A 16,598-nucleotide genomic window follows, 5' to 3' on the forward strand; every position below is an offset into this window, starting at 1 on the left:
AATGGAACACACTTATCATATACGCGGAATGACTTGTAACGGGTGTCGTAGTCACGTAGAAGAAACACTTTCAAAAGTAACAGGTGTTTCTAAAGTATCGGTTAATCTTGAGAAAGCCGAAGCGACTATCGAAATGGAACAGCATATTCCTTTGGAAACCCTTCAAAAGGTTTTAAAAGATGATGGTGATAGATATAGTATTCATAATCAAGGTGAACACAGCCATCATTTAGAACCAAAAAAAGAAAAGGAATCAAAAGGAAAAGGCACAGGTATATTTTATTGTCCAATGCATTGCGAAGGCGATAAAACCTATGATAAACATGGTGATTGTCCTGTTTGTGGAATGGATTTGGTGGAGGAACAAAATCTATCTAAAGTATCGGTTGAACAATGGACTTGTCCTATGCATCCCGAAATTGTAAAAGAGGAAGCAGGGCCATGTCCTATTTGTGGTATGGATTTAGTACCAATGCAACCAGACCTTTCAGCAGAAGAAAAGACCTATAAAAAACTTTTGAAAAAGTTTTGGTTGGCTACAGCATTTACGCTACCCATTTTTTTGATAGCAATGAGTGAAATGTTCAATAACAATGTGTTGTATGATATAATGGACCAGAGATATTGGAATTGGATACAATTGGTTTTATCGATTCCGGTAGTATTTCATTCTACTTGGATGTTTTTTGAACGCGCATACAAAAGTATTAAAACGTGGAACCTGAATATGTTTACACTTATTGGTATTGGTGCAGGTGTGGCATGGTTATTTAGCGTTGTTGGTATGATGTTTCCAAATGTGTTCCCTGAGCAGTTTAAAACTGAATCTGGTGCGGTACATGTCTATTTTGAAGCTGCTACGGTTATTTTAACCTTGGTCTTGTTAGGGCAATTATTAGAAGCGCGAGCACACAGTAAAACCAATTCGGCTATAAAGGAATTATTGAAGTTAGCACCTAATAAAGCCATTAAAATACTTGATGGTGAAGAGGTGGAAGTTGGCATTGATACGATTGAAATAGGAGATATTTTAAAAGTAAAACCGGGCGACAAAATTCCTGTAGATGGCATTATAGCAGAAGGCGAAACCAGTGTTGATGAATCCATGATTACAGGTGAACCTATTCCGGTAAACAAAATAAAGGATGACAAGGTAAGTAGCGGAACAATTAACGGCAATCAGGCCTTTTTGATGAAAGCTGAAAAAGTGGGAAGTAATACCATGCTTTCCCAAATCATCCAAATGGTGAATGATGCTAGTAAAAGTCGTGCACCAATCCAGAATTTAGCCGATAAAGTATCTGGTTATTTTGTTCCATTAGTAGTGATGATTTCAGTTATCACCTTTATTGTTTGGTCAATTTGGGGCCCTGCCCCTGTGTATGTTTATGCGTTGGTCAATGCTATTTCAGTCTTGATAATTGCTTGCCCTTGTGCTTTGGGCTTAGCAACACCAATGTCGGTAATGGTTGGTGTGGGTAAAGGTGCCCAAAATGGGGTGTTGATTAAAAACGCTGAAGCACTCGAAAAAATGAATAAAGTTAATATACTAATAATAGATAAAACAGGAACCATAACCGAAGGTAAGCCAACCGTTCAAAAGGTAAGTGCTTTTAGTAATGGTTTCAATAAAAATGAAGTGCTTAACCACATCGTTTCGTTAAACACAAACAGTGAACATCCACTAGCGGAAGCCACCATTAAATATGGTAAAGAGCATAATGCAGAAATATTAAAATCCAACAATTTTAGGGCAGTAACTGGAAAAGGTGTTATGGCCGAGATCAATAGTAAAAAAGTGTCACTGGGTAATCCAAAAATGATGGAATATGCTAATGCCTTAGTTACGCCCATAATGGAAGAGGAAGCTAAAAGCTATCAAAAACAAGGTAAAACGGTGTCTTATCTTGCTATAGATAATAATGTGGTTGGTTATGTAGTTATTGGTGATAAAATAAAGGAAACCAGTGCAAAAGCTATTAAAGCACTACAAAACACAGGGGTTGATGTGGTAATGTTAACAGGCGATAATCACGAAACTGCTCAAGCAGTGGCTTCAGAATTAAATCTTGCGGAATTTCGGGCTGGTATGTTGCCAGAAGACAAACTTAAGGAAGTAGGGAAGTTGCAATTAAGCGGTAAAGTAGTGGCCATGGCTGGTGATGGTATTAACGACGCACCTGCATTGGCAAAAAGTGATGTGGGTATTGCTATGGGAACAGGAACAGATGTAGCTATTGAAAGTGCTATGATAACACTGGTAAAAGGAGATTTGCAAGGTATAGTTAAAGCACGTTATTTAAGCAATGCTATAATGACAAACATTAAGCAAAATCTGTTCTTTGCTCTTATTTACAATACCTTGGGTGTACCCATTGCAGCAGGTGTTTTGTTTCCGTTTTTTGGGATATTATTATCCCCCATGATTGCTGCATTGGCCATGAGCTTTAGTTCGGTATCGGTAATAGCAAATGCATTAAGATTAAGAAGTATCAATATTTAATTATGATAAACAGGCACACAGCATTAAAAATTAGAAAAACGCACCGCTATTTAGGTTTGTTTTTGGGAATCCAATTTCTGTTTTGGACAATGAGTGGTTTGTATTTTAGTTGGACGGATATTGATGATATTCACGGAGACCATTATAAAAATCTAGATCGTCAACCCAAAGCATTTAAAAATCTAATTAATCCCTCTCAACTTAATATAGACAATGGTATTCAAACTATTGATTTAAGAGACATAAATAACACACCTTACTACTGGATAAACCAAAAGCGGTTATTTAATGCATTAAATGGAAATCCAAAATCTGGCATTACAGAAGAAGAGGCTCTTTATGTTGCACAAAGTTATTTGAAAAACAATTTGGAAGTAACATCTATAGAAAAAATAGAAGCAGTGGATAAACATCACGAATATCGTGAACGATTATTGCCAGCTTATGTCATTTCATATAAAACAAATGATGTTTTAAAAGCCTATGTTTCAGTTGCGGATGGTCAATTTCAAACTGTAAAACATCGTAGATGGCGTTGGTTTGACTTTTTATGGATGACTCACACCATGGATTATGAAAGTAGGGATAACTTTAATACTACTATTTTAAGAGCGTTTTCCCTTTTGGGGTTAATAACAGTTTTAAGTGGCTTTTTACTATGGTATACATCATCACCAACAATAAGAAATATTTTAAAAAGAAAAAATAAATAAAAATGAAAAAATATATTGTCTATTCAGGTATATTAGTGTTTGGCATGTTTTTGGGGTGGTTGCTCTTTGGCGGCTCATCTAATCAAGAAAACCAAGATCAAAATGAAGTTGCAGAATCTAAACAAATGTGGACCTGCTCTATGCATCCTCAAATTATGCAACCAGAACCTGGCGATTGCCCTATTTGTGGGATGGATTTAATTCCAGCCGAAGTGACTGCAGATGGCTTAACGGCAGACCAGTTTAAGTTAACGCCAAATGCTATGGCATTAGCGAACATACAAACTACTGTTGTTGGTATGGAGGATACTATAGGTAATAATGTCATAAAATTATCAGGTAAAATAGTTGAAAATGAAGAAACCAATGCAGTACAGGTTAGTTATTTTTCAGGTAGAATAGAAGGTTTAAACATCAGTTTTACTGGTGAAGAAGTACGTAAGGGTCAGTTGTTGGCGACCATTTATTCTCCCGAATTGTATGCGGCCCAGCAAGAGTTATTAACAGCAGCATCTTTAAAGGAATTGCAACCTGAATTGTATAAAGCAGTTCGAAATAAGTTGAAGCTTTGGAAACTATCTGAAAATCAAATCAACCAAGTTGAAAGTTCAGGCAAAGTTTTGGAAAATTTTCCTGTATATGCTACGGTTTCTGGGACAGTTATCGAAAAATTGGTTGAGCAAGGCGATTATATTAAACAGGGTCAAGCCTTATTTAGAATCGCAAACTTAAATACCGTTTGGGCAAATTTTGACGTGTATGAAAATCAAATAGATCTTTTTAAAAAAGGGCAGGGCGTTGTCATATACACAAATGCCTATCCCAACGCATCATTTAAAGGAACGGTTAACTTTATAGACCCAGTTTTAAATACCAAAACGAGAACGGTAAATCTACGGGTGGTTTTAAATAATAAGGATGATGTTTTTAAACCAGGCATGTTCGTATCTGCTAAAATTGAAGGGGCTAAAAACACCTCAAATGAAGTGTTGGTCATTCCGTCTTCAGCAATTCTTTGGACAGGCGAGCGTTCTGTTGTGTATCTCAAAACAAATCCCAATGCACCGATTTTTGAAATGAAAGAAGTGTCTTTAGGAAACAAAATAGGAGATAGCTATGAGGTGTTAGAAGGTTTGTTTGCTGGAAATGAAATAGTCACAAATGGTACGTTTACTGTTGATGCAGCTGCACAGTTGCAAGGTAAAAAATCTATGATGAATGATGGGACCGGGAAGGAGGCCATCGGTCATGAAGAGCATTTAAGCACAGGAAACAACAGATCTAAAAATGCTGATGGATATACCAGTAATACAGAAAGATTGGAAGTTTCAAAGAAATTCCAGAACTATCTAAAACAGGTTTACGATAATTATATCGATTTAAAAAGTAATCTGGTCAAGGGGCAGGGCAGTAATGCTATGGAAGATTCAAAAAAACTATTAACTAGTTTATCAAAAATAGATATTGAAATAAAGGGCAAGGCACAGTACCATTGGGAAGAACTGGAAAAGGAAATTGAGTCTTTGGCAACATTAATTTCAAATTCAAAAGATATTGAAGAGCAAAGAGCCAGCTTTAAAGCGTTATCCCTGCATTTAATAAGAGCCGTACAGTTATTTGGGATTAACGAAAAGGTATTTGTTGAATTTTGCCCCATGGCAGACAACAACAAGGGAGGCTATTGGATGAGCAAGGAGGAAAAGGTGTTTAACCCCTATTTTGGAGACGCCATGCTTACCTGTGGAGAAGTAAAACAAGTAATAGAATAAATTAACACAAATAATAATTAAATTTTAAACAATGAAAAGAGTAATTCTAAGTGCAGCTTTAATAGTAACTATGGTTTTTACAAGTTGTAAAAATGAATCAAAAAAAGAAGTAGACACTACAACTACTGAAGTTTCAACAGAAATCGCAATGACAGAGTTGTCTTTTGGCGTAAGAGGTAATTGTGGTATGTGTAAAAAGACCATTGAAAAAGCTGCAAATAGTGTTGAAGGTGTTGCAACTGCCAATTGGGATAAAGACAAAAAGAAAATCGACGTCGCTTTTGATGGTTCAAAAACAGATGAAATGGCTGTTCATAATGCAATTGCTGCTTCGGGTTACGATACAGAAAAAGTATTAGGAAGCGAAGAGGCTTATAACAATTTACCGGGATGTTGTCAATACGACCATACTATGTTAATGAATCAAACAGGTGAGAATAAAGAAGCAGACTCTACCATTCACGAACATTAATTTTTAAGATAACAAAGGCTAAACATCCTTTTCTTTAAAATTAATTACAAACCTTTTTAAGTGTTTCAATAATAAATGCTTATATCGTTTCGGAAATGCCAATAAAAAAGAGGGCATTAAGATGTAGGGTAGAATTAAAAGCCATAATACAATTTAAACCAAAAAAGTATTGTGGCTTTAATCCTTAAGTAAAGTTAACTTATACTCCAATATTAATGAGGTTTAGCTTAAATTTGTAGGATAATATTTAACTGCTTAAAGTTGTATTAAGATAAAATGTCGAAATTGCATATACTAAAGGGAAAACTGCAACACTATGCCTGGGGAGGCAAAACTTTTATTCCAAACCTTTTGGGCATGACCCCAGATAATAAAACATATGCCGAATATTGGTTAGGGGCCCATGACAATGCCCCTTCTGTGATTGAAACATCATCTGGGGAACGATTACCATTAAATGAATTTTTAAATTCCAATCTTAGTACTAATTTGGGAACTGATGTAGCCAAAACTTTTGGAAGATTACCTTTTCTGTTTAAGGTTCTGGATGTTCATGATATGTTGTCCATACAAGTACATCCCACTAAAAAAGAAGCCGAAAAAGGCTTTAAGAAAGAAAATGAATTAGGTATTCCCATTGCAGCAAGCCATAGAAATTATAAGGATGATAACCATAAACCTGAGATTATGGTTGCGTTAAGTGAATTTTGGTTGCTTCATGGTTTTTTGACTAGAGATAAGCTAATTAAAATACTGCAAGATGTTCCAGAGTTTAACTATTTGTTGCCTGTTTTTGCTAATGAAGGTTACTTAGGCTTGTACAGAAATGTTATGGAGCAAACTACTCATGCGTGTAATAAAGTGCTAAAGCCTTTAGTGAATCGTATTTTGCCTTTATACCAATCGGGAAAATTGGAAAAATCAAGTCCGGATTATTGGGCTGCCAAAGCTGTTGATGCTGCTGAAGATAAAACGAATTTTGATAAAGGCATTTATTCCATTTACTTTTTTAATATCGTGAAGGTAAACCCTGGGGAAGCTGTTTTTCAGGATGCGGGCATTCCCCATGCCTACTTAGAGGGGCAGAATATGGAGCTTATGGCGAATTCCGATAATGTATTGCGAGGCGGATTAACTCCTAAGCATGTTGACGTGCCTGAATTGCTTAAGCATGTAGCTTTTGAAGCGACCATTCCTAATGTGATGGTAGGTGAGCTGCAAACCGACGGGATGGAACGCGTGTATAAAACCCCTGCTCCAGATTTTGAATTAAGCAAAATAGAGGTGATTGATTCGAATGACTATAGTTCTAAGGCAAAGTCTGCCCAGATTTTAATAGTTATTGACGGTAAAGTAGAAGTTTCTGAAGCCGATAAGATATTAATGTTGTCTAAAGGAGAATCGGTCTTCTTAGAATCCAATTGTAACTATGGTATAAGTTCATTGACGCCATCTGCTACGCTATATAAAGCGACAACACCATAAAGGTATGTGCTTAATCTAAAGCGTTTCGGGTAACATACCATCGCCAGCCAATAATGACCAATTGTAACTTACTGGCTTTTGCTAAATCTAAATTCTTTTTTGAATAACTAGGAAGTATTGCTTTATTAACCTTTGCTAAAACTTTAAAAACCTGCTTTTTCATTTATCAAACCATTCTTAATCAAGGTAAAAATAGTAAAACTTATTCTAGACTAAGCTTTACTTTTTGGTTTTTTAGACAATAATCGATAGAATTAAATCGATTATTATTTCAGCAAGTGTTATCATAATTTTCGAGTTTAGGGTTAATAAAATATACTTTGTTTTGCAATTGAGTTTTCAATATATATGTTTAAGCACCCTAGTTCCAAAGGTTTTAATGGAAATTCATGGATTTAGATACAAATATGTAAGTAAAAAAATGTAATAAACTACAATATGTAATTATTAGTCTACGATTAAGTTATTATATGTAATATATTTATTTAATATTATTATAAATTGAAATAATTGTAGGGGATTTTCAGTGCTATTTTTTTTAACCTAGACCAGTTTTGTTTAAAACGGGTGGGTTTTTTTAGATTTCATCTTTTTGTGAAACTTTTGAGTATAAAAAAAGACACCTATAAAAGGTGTCTAGTTTGAAGTGCTCTTTGTTTTGAGTTAGTCTTTTTTTGTCGTAATTTCTATGACTCCGTTTTTGCCTTTGTCACCGTATTTTTTAGTAGCAGCTTTGTTTTTAAACACAGTCATGGATTCAATGGTGTTTGGATCTAAATTTTCAAGCTCTGTGTAGGTTACTTCTTTGCCATCTATAATAAAAAGCGCTTTTCGAAATTCTTCAAAAATTGTTGTGTTATCTTTTTCTAATATGACATTTACTTTATTATTATTATTAATTTTAATCTCTTTTGTAACCATTCCTATATATGAAAAAATAAGGACATCTCCTTTAGTGACTTTTATTGAATAGTTGCCATCAAAATCAGACACTGCTCCTTCATCCCTTCCTTTAATTTCAATCTCGCTGCCAGGTAAACCCAAGCCTTTCGTATTGATAACAGTACCAGTAATAACAAACTCTTCTTGATTATTTTCAGAATTAAAAGGTTTGCCAACAATAAACTTGGTTTCCCAATCTTTTTTTGTTGTAATTATGACAACGCCATTTTTAGCTTTTTCACCATAAATAGAGACTGATGCAGCATCTTTTAAAACGGTAACAGACTGTATTCTATTTGGATGTATACTTTTTATGCGTTCAGGGCCAACCTCAACACTATCTATAATATAAAGTGGTTCTTTTCCTTGGATTGTACTAAACCCTTTTACAATTATGGTGTCACTAGGAAAAAAAATGTTGTTTGTAAAATAAATGCTATCTGTAGCTGTAGTTTTACTGCCTTGGTAGAAAACAGGTGTGGTAGTTTTAATGGTGTTGTTTCCGTAGCCAATAATGGATATTGTTTTAGGTTTTCCAAAGCCATTATTATAATTATCTTGAGAGTAGGCGAAGGGTTTTATCGGTACATCTGAATTAAAAGTGATTGTTCCTGCAGAATTATCGTTTTTAAATTCGGCATGAATGGCAATGATTTCATCTTCAGCATTTCGTTTTATCTTGTTGAACTTAAGTGTTGTGCCTTTTTCTTTAGCCTTTGCAATGGTACTTTCTAAGTCTTGATTTGTAAAATCCTTGGTAATTGTGATGCTAAATGGTTTTAAAGGTTTCTGCGTAATAGCAACGCCTTTAGTGGAAGATGGTTCTTCTTTTACTTCGTTTTCAAGAAATTTTACACCAAATTCGTCTCCATACGTGTGAAAATAAAATGGTTTTATAGGATTTTCATAAGAATTGGTTGTGCAAAAGCCACCATTATCTTCAAACTTGGTTTTTAGTTTGGAAATTTCGCCTTTTTCATTTCTTTCCAAATTGGAATATGTAAATATGATATTCTGTTTTTTAAGCTTTTTTTCAATCTTTTTAAGATCATAATCAGTTAAGTCCTTATTGAAAAAAATTTTTATGTTTTCTGATTTCAGATTGTTTGCCTCTACTTTTTCTCTTTTCAATAAATTCTTATAGTTTTTTTCATCTTCAGCAATAAAAATACCGCCGCCTTTCAATGTGCCAAAATATACTTCTTTAAAAGGTTGTTCGCTTTTATAATTTCCGATACCGTTATTTTTTATTTCAAATTCTAAATCTATAATGTTATTACGGCTATCTCTTTGGTGTGTGTATGTAAAAGTGCCGCCTTTGTCAGTTATTTTTTCTTTAATTTCCTTTAATTCGGTATCTGAAGTGTTTTTTTTGATGATGTAAGTTTCCGCTAGTTTTTGTTTCTGATTACTTTGGTTTAAAGCCCTTGCAACATAAATCTCTTCAATATTAAAGCTCATTAAAAACAAGACTAAAATGGGCAGTACTAAGGCATACTTAAATAGATTTCGTTTTTTTGATTTTGATTTGTGTAACATAACGATTCGTTTTTTGATTAATGATGAATAAAAATTATTGGTCAGTGCCATTTTAAAATCGGGAACACTGGTTTTTAGTAGTAATTCCTGATAGCTTTTTGTGCAAAACGTGTTATTCAACGCTTTATAATCTGCAATAAACTCAAGGTTTTGCTGTAAATCCTTTTTGTAAAACCAGCTTATGGGATTAAACCAAAAGGTAATGGATGCCAATTGTGATATAATAATGTCTAACGTATGATATTGCTTGACGTGTACACGTTCGTGCGAAATAATATGCTTTAGTTCTTTACTGTTAAATTGCTTGGGGTTATAGACCATCCACCTAAAAAATGAAAACGGCGGGGTGTTGTTAGTGGTTTCAATTAAGGTATACCCGTGTTGTTTATGTTTCTTGTTTTTGGCAATTAACCAAAGCAAGGACACTAATTGAATGCAAAACCGTAAGGCGAAAAAGCTAAAGCCAATTAAATAGATAATGCCTAAATAATACCATAAAGAAACTTGGGTTTCAATAGTTTCTTCAGTTGTTATAGGTTCATTAAAAACCAGATGTTCTATAGGGGTAGGCGTGTATTCAATATAAATAGGAATGATAACAAAAGGTAAGGTAAATGTCGTTAGTAATCCTATTAACAAAAACCAACGATTGGACTGAAAAAAGGTATCGCGTTGTAGAAACAGTTTATAGCAGCCATAAAAAATAATGAGGACTAAGCTTGCTTTAAGTAAATATTCCATAGCAATTACTTTTTGCTTTCAATTAGGTTTATAATTTCCCTTAGCTCCTCGACACTAATTTTTTCTTCTTTGGCAAAAAACGATACCACGTTTTTATAGGAGTTGTTGAAGTAATGCTCTATGGCAGTGTTCATGAATTTTTTTCTATAGGTTTCTTTACTAACAATAGGGTAGTATTGGTGTGTCTTACCATAAGCATTGTAACTTACATAGCCCTTATCTTCTAAATGACGGATAATAGTCGATAGGGTGTTGTAGTGTGGTTTGTCTTCTTTTATTTCAGCAAGTACGTCTTTTACAAAGGCTTTTTCTAGCTTCCATAAAATATGCATGACCTCTTCTTCTTTATTCGTTAGTTTTTGCATAATGAAAATATTTGCAACAAACATATAACTATTTTTGTAGTTATACAACTAAAATTTACGTTTTGTAACGAATAATTTAGTTTTAAGATATAAAAAAGGCTGAATTACTAAGTGTTAAACAATTCAGCCTAAATGATTTGGATTGGTGTTGACTATTGACTTTCTTTAATATAGCCCCAACCTTCTTTTTGTTTTTCAATAATTTCTAAAATGCCATCAGGAACGCTTCTAACGCCAGTTATTAATTGCGTTGAATCAACATTATGGCGTTTCATGGTACCTTCACAGATAACAAAATCGATATTGTCTTTTTTGGCTAGCATTTCCAAATCGTCTGCTACTACAGATTTATTCTTTAAAACCATATCCATAGCGCCACTATACATAACGACTTCAAACTTGGAATCTGGATAAGCGCTAGACATGGCCTTTACGTGTCTAATAGTCGATTCATGGACTTTTGTATTGCTGCTAGTTACATCGAATACAATTTTTACAGGTTTCTCCTGAGCAAAGACTATTGTGGAAAATAGTAATACAAACACAGTATTTAATAAACGTTTCATAATCTTGTATTTATATTATTCGCCAGCAAAAACATAGCCACAGCCTCGAGCCTGTGCTCTAGCTAGTGCCCATACACCCGATGGCACCAATTTCACTTCATCCAGCATACCATTTACCCATTCTTCGTAAACTTCTTCTGGATTCATTCCCATTTTCTCAGCAACTTTATTGCTATACACTTTAGTGGCTAAATCGCATGCGCAGAACATGGCGCCCCTCTCATTAAGACTTTTTATGCCTCCAGGTCCGTTTATAGGGTAATCGCCATCTTGTGGTTCGTAAAAAGGATTACGCACTGCGAAGTCTCCAGTATGATCTTTTACACCAAAGAATTCACCCATCTTATATTTTGCCCATAGTTCATCCTTAAATGCTAGGCATAATCCGGTATGACGTATGACGGTCATAGCGGTAATATCGCTATCAGGTGAGCCCGTTGAGTTGTTGGACAGGTAAAATGCCCAGTTCCACAACACAGGAAGGCCCATGTGAGGTGTAGAACCATCATAAACAATACGGTGGGTCCCTTTAATCTTATCGAACCAATCTTCTGTTTCATTCATTTTTTTGTCGGTAAAAATAGACGTGTTGGCATACATTGGGTTTGAAAGTACAGAGATGGTACTTGCAGTTGCTCCAAGTGCCAAAGCACCGAGAAATCGTCTTCTTGAGTTGTCGTTCATTGTTTTCATAATTACTTGGTTTTAGTGATGTTAAATTTTTCCTTATAATATTTTATAATGGGCTGAAAAGGCCCTTTTTGATGTTGTTCAACTGAAAAGTTATCTGCATAAGGCGGGTAAGGTGTAGACACAGGTTTTTTCTTAAGATCAGGGAAATCTTTCTCTGGATTTAATTTCTTTGGACGGTCTTGTAAATTTATATAACCCGCTACATCATAAGCTTCTTCATCGGTTAATACAGGGGTGTCGTAAGTCGTTCCAAATGGCATGTTCCCTTTAATAAATTGGGCTGCCGTAATAACGCGGGTCATACCGGCCCCATGGTTAAAGGAATTATCTCCCCATAAAGGCGGATATTCATAAGTGTAACCATTAGAGGACATAACACCCTGGCCATCTTCACCATGGCAAACAACACAGTGCTTAATAAAAACAGCTTTACCATGGTTTAAATCCACAGCCCTGTTTGGGATTTCAATTTTTAAAAACCCAGTGCCCTTAATTTTGCCATCTTTTGGCGCATACCGACTTAACCAATCTAGATAAGTTACAATGGCTTGCATTTCTTTACCATTTTCTGGTAACATTTTTCCATTCATACTGCGTTCCATGCAGCCGTTAATACGTTCTTCAATGGTACCTATTTTATTTTCCCTACCCCTGTATTGTGGAAATCGTTGTATGATTCCTATTAAGGGAGCAGAGTAAGGCTTGGTGCCTAAATCTAAATGACAGTTTTTACAAGCCAATCGGTTACCTTGATATATCATTTTTGGATCACCATTATCAGGACCAATGTATTTTGGAGTATTTAAGAACAGTTCATATCCATATTTTAGCAACTCGTTGTCTTTTGAGTTGTTTAACTGGGATATGTCATAATTCATATAATATAATTTTGAAGGGGCAAATTTAGATTTGAATAAATTTTTGGGTAATGCATCAAAACAATAGAGCATAAAAATGAAAGCTAAGCTCAATACCGCAACAAAATATATCAATATGCGTTTTACTATTCTCTTATAATGCTTAAGTATTTCCATTTATTTTTTTAAAATTTATGTTAGAACATAAAAGCATTAAACTTTTTTAGTGGCTATGTTTATCAATAAATCTGAGGCATGATTTTGTGGTGGATAGACTAGGGGCATGCTATATATAGCCAAATCATAGGAGAAAAGTATAGGGTTAAATTACAAAAAAATAGCATGCATTGTATATTTATAGGTTTATTTTTTGATAATTCATGTCTTGGGTTTGGCATGTAAAGGATTAAGTTTTTTAGATTATTAATTATTATGATGACGTGTTACTGGTTTTAAGCTTTTAAAAATTCTATTGTTAGAAATAATCTTAGATCGGTTTATAATAGTTGTAGATGAACGCATCAAATAGTTATCAAATCTTTTGTCAATTTTCTTTTGATACTCTCTTAACCAAGGGGTTAAGGTTTCCGTATTTTTTCTGAACAGTTTTTTAAAACGCCCTTCTAGTTTCAAATAATCATCGATTTTAATTGAAGGTTCATTCGAATCTAGCTGTAAGGTTTTTGTTTTTCTAGGATCATGTCTGTATAACAACCATTGTCCAGAATTTACAGCAGCTTTGTGGTATTGCCAAGGTTTTGTCATATCTATGCCATGTGAATCGCTATGGCAATAAGCTATTATTATCGATGGGCCATTAAAGTTCTCGGCCTCGTTAAATGCTTTTAAGGTTTGCTCTTGGTCGGCACCTATGGCTACAGAAGCGACATAAACATCATTGTAATTCATTGCCAAAAGTCCAAGATCCTTTTTCTGTTTGGTTTTACCATTGAAGTCAAATTTTGCTTCGGCACCAAAAGGAGTAGCTTTAGAAGCTTGGCCACCTGTGTTATCGTAAACTTCATTGTCTAGAACTAAAATATTTACATTTTCACCAGAAGCCAATACATGATCTAATGCGCCATATCCTATATCATAAGCCCAGCCATCACCACCAACAATCCATACACTTTTTTTAATGAAACTATCTGCTAGCTTTATAAGCTTTTTAGAGTTTTCTGATTTGATGGTTTTTAATATGGACTTTAAGGAAGTTACCCTTTCCCGTTGCTCATTTATGCTAATTTCGTCAGCTTGTTCTGCATTTAAAATGTCATAGACCAAATTAAAAGGAAGTTCTGTAGCCAAATCCTTTAGTATTGTTTTGGCTTGTTGTTCTTGCTGGTTTATAGACATTCTAAATCCTAAACCAAATTCGGCATTATCCTCAAATAATGAGTTGGACCAAGCCGGCCCTTGTCCTTTACTGTTTTTAGACCAAGGCGTTGTTGGCAATGCACCTCCAAATATAGAGCTGGCTCCAGTAGCATTTGCTATAAGCAATCTGTTGCCAAAAAGCTGGGACATTAATTTTAGATATGGTGCTTCGCCGCAACCTTTAATACCTGTGGCATATTTAAATAAAGGTTCTTGTAATTGTTGCTGACTTATTTTTGTTACATCTATTTTATTTCTATCGAACTCAGGGATGCTTTCAAAATAATTCCAATTTATCTGCTCTTTAGTAAGATTGGGCTCTTTGTGAGTCGCTTTTAAAGCTTTTGCTGGACAAGCATCAATACAATTATTACAACCATTACATTGGTCTGGATTGATTTGTATGGTATAGTTCTTTAAGTCGAAATCTTTGGATGCCATATACTTCATGGTCCTTGGCGAACTTTCTAAGTGCGAATCATCATATACTTTGATGCGTAATGCCGCTTGCGGACAAGCCATGCTGCATGCGCCGCATTGGGTGCATAAATCGGTATTCCATTTTGGTAAAAATGGACTGTTTTGAGGTGTATTGAAGACTGATGTATTGGTAGGATAGGTGCCATCAACTGGTAATGAGCTTACAGAAATTTCATCACCTTTGTTTGACAGCATCTTTCCAAGTAAGGTGTTGTAGAAATCATCGCTAAATGGAACTGTTTTTTCTTGCTTGATAGGAGTTGAAATATTGACCTTGTTAATAAAGTCGTCTAAGAATAAAGTGTTTTTTTCATCATTATCAACATTTTCATTTTTAATGGATAAAAAGCAAGCGTGTAATGCGTTAATATTAATATTCTTTAAAGTAATGATATTGTTTAGTTTAGTAAGATCTACAATGCGTAAATCAATTTGTTTGTTTATGATGTACTGTTGTGTTTTACAAGAAAGTGACTGCCAAAAGATATCTGTTTGTAAAGAGGTATTAACTAAAAGTATTCCTTTGGCTTTTATATTTTTTATGATGGAACCATTTTCTCTAAGGTTAATATTGTGGCATGCCAAAAAATCAGCCTCTTTAATAAGATAAGGTGCTTTTATTTTGGTTTTACTGAGTCGCAAATGAGCAATATCATAAGCGTTGGATTTCTTGTAACTTATTTGGGTATAGCCTTGTATATAGCTGTTTTTACCTAATAGTTTTAGAGTGTTTGCAAAGCTTTTGTTGTTAGAATCATTTTTCTCTTGGTAAAAAATAGCTTGGTATGTGTTGTCATTAAAAAGAGGTGTATTATTGTATTCCAGGCTAAGTTTGGTAACATCATCATGAATGCCAACAGTAAAATTGTTTTTAGGTGTTTCTTTTTTTAAGTTATCAAAAACAGTTTGAACCATTACAGGGTTAAATTCTTTTGAAGATAAGCCATAGCGTCCTCCAAAAATTTTTGGTAAAGAGTGTATTAAGTCATTTTGATATGCCTCGGTAATGGATTTTAAGACATCGAGGTACAAGGGCTCCCCTGTACTTCCCGGTTCTTTAGTACGGTCTAAAACGGCAATGGATTTAGTGGTTTTAGGAAGGGCTTGCAATAGATGCTCCATACTAAAAGGCCTAAACAAACGAACCTTTATTAACCCAAATTTGTTACCCTGCTGATTAAGGTGTTTTATGGTAGTTTCAATGGTTTCAGTTGATGAAGCCATGGCAACAATGATTTGTTCTGCTTTGGGATCTCCTACGTATTCAAATAACTTGTAGTGTCGGTTAGTTTTTAAAGCAAAAGCATCCATGTGCTTTTGAACAATATTCGGGCAGGCATTATAAAAAGAATTTATGCTCTCCCTACTTTGAAAAAATACATCAGGACCTTGAGCCGTGCCCCTAATAACAGGGTTATTAGGATTTAATGCTCTGGCCTTATGCGATTCGATTGCTTTTGAACTCATCATAGATTTAATAACATAATTAGATATGGTTTCTATTTTGGCAATTTCATGTGAGGTTCTAAAGCCATCAAAAAAATGTACAAATGGTATTCTTGATTCCAATGATGCCGTTTTGGCTATCAACGCAAAATCTTGGGCTTCCTGTACCGAAGCACTTCCTAGCATAGCATAACCTGATTGTCGAACAGCCATAATGTCGCTGTGATCACCAAAAACGGACAAGGCATGCGTGGCAACACTTCTTGTGGCCACATGAATTACGTTAGGGGTTAATTCACCTGCTATTTTGTACATGTTGGGTAACATTAACAAGAGTCCTTGAGATGATGTAAATGTTGATGACAACGATCCGGTTTGTAAAGCGCCATGCATGGCTCCAGCGACACCTGCTTCGCTTTGCATTTGAAATACAGATGGAACATTACCAAAACAATTGGTGAGTTTTTGGGCAGACCATGCTTCAACCAATTCACTTATTTCAGAGGCAGGAGTGATAGGATAGATAGGAAATACCTCATTAGTTTGGTAAGCTATTCGCGCTACTGCTTGATTGGCGTTTAAAATACTATGGAAAGAAGCTTTCATGTGTTTGTGTTTTGGTATTTGAAAGTGAAAAAGAATAAGAATAA

General features: G+C 34.8%; 12 protein-coding genes. 5 read left to right on the forward strand and 7 right to left on the reverse strand.

All coding sequences use genetic code 11. The features are described from left to right. The first annotated feature begins 1 nt into the window (after position 1). The 5 genes from K7G79_RS07945 to manA all read left to right on the forward strand — a co-directional run bounded on the left by K7G79_RS07945 (position 2) and on the right by manA (position 6,942). The gene (locus K7G79_RS07945; protein WP_223550820.1) at positions 2 to 2,503 is read left to right on the forward strand and encodes a heavy metal translocating P-type ATPase; all 2,502 of its coding nucleotides are present in this window, start codon (positions 2 to 4) and stop codon (positions 2,501 to 2,503) included. Between the two features lie 2 nt (positions 2,504 to 2,505). Then, the gene (locus K7G79_RS07950) at positions 2,506 to 3,216 is read left to right on the forward strand and encodes a hypothetical protein (RefSeq protein ID WP_223550821.1); all 711 of its coding nucleotides are present in this window, start codon (positions 2,506 to 2,508) and stop codon (positions 3,214 to 3,216) included. A 2-nt stretch (positions 3,217 to 3,218) separates the two neighbouring features. Continuing rightward, positions 3,219 to 4,985: an efflux RND transporter periplasmic adaptor subunit gene (locus tag K7G79_RS07955; protein ID WP_223550823.1), complete on the forward strand. Its 1,767-nt coding sequence runs from the start codon at positions 3,219 to 3,221 to the stop codon at positions 4,983 to 4,985. A gap of 31 nt (positions 4,986 to 5,016) precedes the next feature. Then, a complete protein-coding gene (locus K7G79_RS07960; protein ID WP_223550824.1) occupies positions 5,017 to 5,457 on the forward strand; it encodes a heavy-metal-associated domain-containing protein in 441 nt (146 codons plus the stop codon). A gap of 276 nt (positions 5,458 to 5,733) precedes the next feature. Beyond that, the gene (manA, locus tag K7G79_RS07965; protein WP_223550826.1) at positions 5,734 to 6,942 is read left to right on the forward strand and encodes a mannose-6-phosphate isomerase, class I; all 1,209 of its coding nucleotides are present in this window, start codon (positions 5,734 to 5,736) and stop codon (positions 6,940 to 6,942) included. Positions 6,943 to 6,952: 10 nt separating this feature from the next. Here the strand turns inward: manA and K7G79_RS07970 are convergent, their stop codons facing one another. The 7 genes from K7G79_RS07970 to K7G79_RS08000 all read right to left on the reverse strand — a co-directional run bounded on the left by K7G79_RS07970 (position 6,953) and on the right by K7G79_RS08000 (position 16,554). Continuing rightward, a complete protein-coding gene (locus K7G79_RS07970) occupies positions 6,953 to 7,105 on the reverse strand; it encodes an SsrA-binding protein (RefSeq protein WP_223550828.1) in 153 nt (50 codons plus the stop codon). Positions 7,106 to 7,605: 500 nt separating this feature from the next. Beyond that, positions 7,606 to 10,164, reverse strand: a complete 2,559-nt coding sequence (locus K7G79_RS07975; protein WP_223550829.1) for a M56 family metallopeptidase — start codon at positions 10,162 to 10,164, stop codon at positions 7,606 to 7,608. A 5-nt stretch (positions 10,165 to 10,169) separates the two neighbouring features. Further along, complete coding sequence (locus K7G79_RS07980; RefSeq protein WP_223550831.1) at positions 10,170 to 10,529, reverse strand: BlaI/MecI/CopY family transcriptional regulator; 360 nt, start codon at positions 10,527 to 10,529, stop codon at positions 10,170 to 10,172. A gap of 152 nt (positions 10,530 to 10,681) precedes the next feature. Continuing rightward, entirely contained in the window at positions 10,682 to 11,095 is a 414-nt protein-coding gene (locus K7G79_RS07985; RefSeq protein ID WP_223550832.1) for a DsrE family protein, read from the reverse strand. A gap of 15 nt (positions 11,096 to 11,110) precedes the next feature. Further along, positions 11,111 to 11,788, reverse strand: a complete 678-nt coding sequence (locus tag K7G79_RS07990) for a twin-arginine translocation signal domain-containing protein (RefSeq protein ID WP_223550834.1) — start codon at positions 11,786 to 11,788, stop codon at positions 11,111 to 11,113. 2 nt (positions 11,789 to 11,790) lie between these two features. Next, complete coding sequence (locus K7G79_RS07995; protein WP_223550836.1) at positions 11,791 to 12,666, reverse strand: c-type cytochrome; 876 nt, start codon at positions 12,664 to 12,666, stop codon at positions 11,791 to 11,793. Between the two features lie 402 nt (positions 12,667 to 13,068). Further along, positions 13,069 to 16,554 carry a 4Fe-4S binding protein gene (locus K7G79_RS08000; protein ID WP_223550838.1) on the reverse strand — a complete coding sequence of 1,162 codons (3,486 nt, stop codon included), beginning with the start codon at positions 16,552 to 16,554 and terminating at the stop codon, positions 13,069 to 13,071. Positions 16,555 to 16,598 lie beyond the last annotated feature (44 nt).

It is taken from the genome of Aestuariivivens sp. NBU2969, from assembly GCF_019931125.1.
GTDB classification, from domain to species: Bacteria; Bacteroidota; Bacteroidia; order Flavobacteriales; family Flavobacteriaceae; genus Aestuariivivens; species Aestuariivivens marinum.

Excerpts from the sequence above, each read along its gene's own strand:
- K7G79_RS07945 (WP_223550820.1), top strand. The coding sequence starts at position 2 with ATGGAACACACTTATCATATACGCGGAATGACTTGTAACGGGTGTCGT.
- K7G79_RS07950 (WP_223550821.1), top strand. The coding sequence starts at position 2,506 with ATGATAAACAGGCACACAGCATTAAAAATTAGAAAAACGCACCGCTAT.
- K7G79_RS07955 (WP_223550823.1), top strand. The coding sequence starts at position 3,219 with ATGAAAAAATATATTGTCTATTCAGGTATATTAGTGTTTGGCATGTTT.
- K7G79_RS07960 (WP_223550824.1), top strand. The coding sequence starts at position 5,017 with ATGAAAAGAGTAATTCTAAGTGCAGCTTTAATAGTAACTATGGTTTTT.
- manA (WP_223550826.1), top strand. The coding sequence starts at position 5,734 with ATGTCGAAATTGCATATACTAAAGGGAAAACTGCAACACTATGCCTGG.
- K7G79_RS07970 (WP_223550828.1), bottom strand. The coding sequence starts at position 7,105 with ATGAAAAAGCAGGTTTTTAAAGTTTTAGCAAAGGTTAATAAAGCAATA.
- K7G79_RS07975 (WP_223550829.1), bottom strand. The coding sequence starts at position 10,164 with ATGGAATATTTACTTAAAGCAAGCTTAGTCCTCATTATTTTTTATGGC.
- K7G79_RS07980 (WP_223550831.1), bottom strand. The coding sequence starts at position 10,529 with ATGCAAAAACTAACGAATAAAGAAGAAGAGGTCATGCATATTTTATGG.
- K7G79_RS07985 (WP_223550832.1), bottom strand. The coding sequence starts at position 11,095 with ATGAAACGTTTATTAAATACTGTGTTTGTATTACTATTTTCCACAATA.
- K7G79_RS07990 (WP_223550834.1), bottom strand. The coding sequence starts at position 11,788 with ATGAAAACAATGAACGACAACTCAAGAAGACGATTTCTCGGTGCTTTG.
- K7G79_RS07995 (WP_223550836.1), bottom strand. The coding sequence starts at position 12,666 with ATGAATTATGACATATCCCAGTTAAACAACTCAAAAGACAACGAGTTG.
- K7G79_RS08000 (WP_223550838.1), bottom strand. The coding sequence starts at position 16,554 with ATGAAAGCTTCTTTCCATAGTATTTTAAACGCCAATCAAGCAGTAGCG.